The organism is Cupriavidus sp. YAF13 (assembly GCF_052113425.1).
GTDB lineage: Bacteria > Pseudomonadota > Gammaproteobacteria > Burkholderiales > Burkholderiaceae > Cupriavidus.
Map to the genome: position 1 here is coordinate 1 of NZ_JBFRDD010000140.1, position 1439 is coordinate 1439.

The window sequence follows — 1439 nt, forward strand, 5'->3', positions numbered from 1 at the left end:
TTGCTTGCCGTCATTCACCGCGATGTACGCCATTGCCTTCCACCTCCGACTCCGACGACTGGGCGATCGACGAATTTGGCGCAGCCGAATTGGGGGATGCCCGCCGCACGCAACGCTTGGTTGCGCTCGCGCGACGTCTTGCGCAAAGCCCGCATTGTTCGTTTCCCACGTCCCTCAGCGCCCCGGAGTTGAAGGCAGCGTATCGCTTCTTCGACAACAAGCAGGTCGACGCCGACGGCATCCTTGGCGCGCACATAGCCCAGACTCTCGGCCGCATGCAGCAGGTGCCGGTTGTGCTGGCTGCGCAGGACACGACCGAGTTCAATCTGACACACCTGGAATCCACCGATGGGCTGGGCTACACGAGCCACAAGCACGTTCGGGGGTTCTTTATGCATAGCCTGCTCGCCCTCACACCGGAGGGCTTGCCGCTTGGGGTGCTCGGGCTGAAGACGTGGACTCGGCCACTTGAACAGCTGGGCAAGCGTCATAGCCGCAAGCAGTTGCCGATCACCGAGAAAGAGAGCGCGAAGTGGCTTGAGGGCATCAAGCATCTCAGCACGCTCAAGACGCGCTGTCCGGATACCCAACTCGTCGGCGTGTGCGACCGCGAGGCGGACGTCTATGAGTTGTTCCTCGCCGAGCGGCCTGCCGGGGTCGATTGGCTGGTGCGCGCATCCTGGAACCGGGGCGTGGATCATCCCCAGAAGTACCTGTGGGAAGCCATGGCGCTGGCTCCAGTGTTGGGTGAAACCCAACTTCAGGTACCTGCCGCCAGTAAGACCGTGGCACGCACCGCGCAGCTTGCGATCCGCTGTGCGCCGGTGCGGATGCGACCACCGTGCAGCCGCCCGAACCTGGCCGAAGTCGACCTGTTTGCGGTGTGGGCTATCGAGACGAACGCTCCTGCAGACGTGACGCCGATCGAGTGGATGTTGCTCACCTCGGTACCCACTCACTCTCGCGAGCAGGCGCTTGAGCGGCTCGCCTGGTACGCGCGCCGCTGGACGATTGAGTCGTGGCATCGGGTGCTCAAGAGTGGCTGTCAGATCGAGGCCAGGCAGTTCGGCAGCGTCGATCGGTTCATGCGCGCTACCGCGCTCTTTGCTGTGATCAGTTGGCGCATTCTGTATGCGACGCTGCTCTCCCGGCTCGAGACAGACCTCACTTGCGAGGTGCTGTTGCAACCCATCGAGTGGCAAGCGTTGTACTGCAGCACTCACGCTACGACCAMGCCGCCCAAGAAGCCGCCCACGCTGAGCGAGGCCGTCCTGTGGATTGCCAAACTCGGCGGCTATCTGGGCCGTAAGCACGACCGCCCGCCAGGGCCCACTGTGCTCTGGCGCGGCTTCTTCATCCTGCACGAGAGCATCAAGATGTATCGCATCTTCCGCCAGAACGAATGAAGTCATGTCGATGATTTGTGGGTAATCCTGAGC

1 protein-coding gene is annotated in these 1439 nt (G+C 62.6%); it reads left to right on the forward strand.

What is annotated here, in order from left to right:
- Positions 1-32: 32 nt before the first annotated feature.
- Complete coding sequence (locus tag AB4061_RS40510) at positions 33-1406, forward strand: IS4 family transposase (RefSeq protein ID WP_441641649.1); 1374 nt, start codon at positions 33-35, stop codon at positions 1404-1406.
- Positions 1407-1439: the final 33 nt, after the last annotated feature.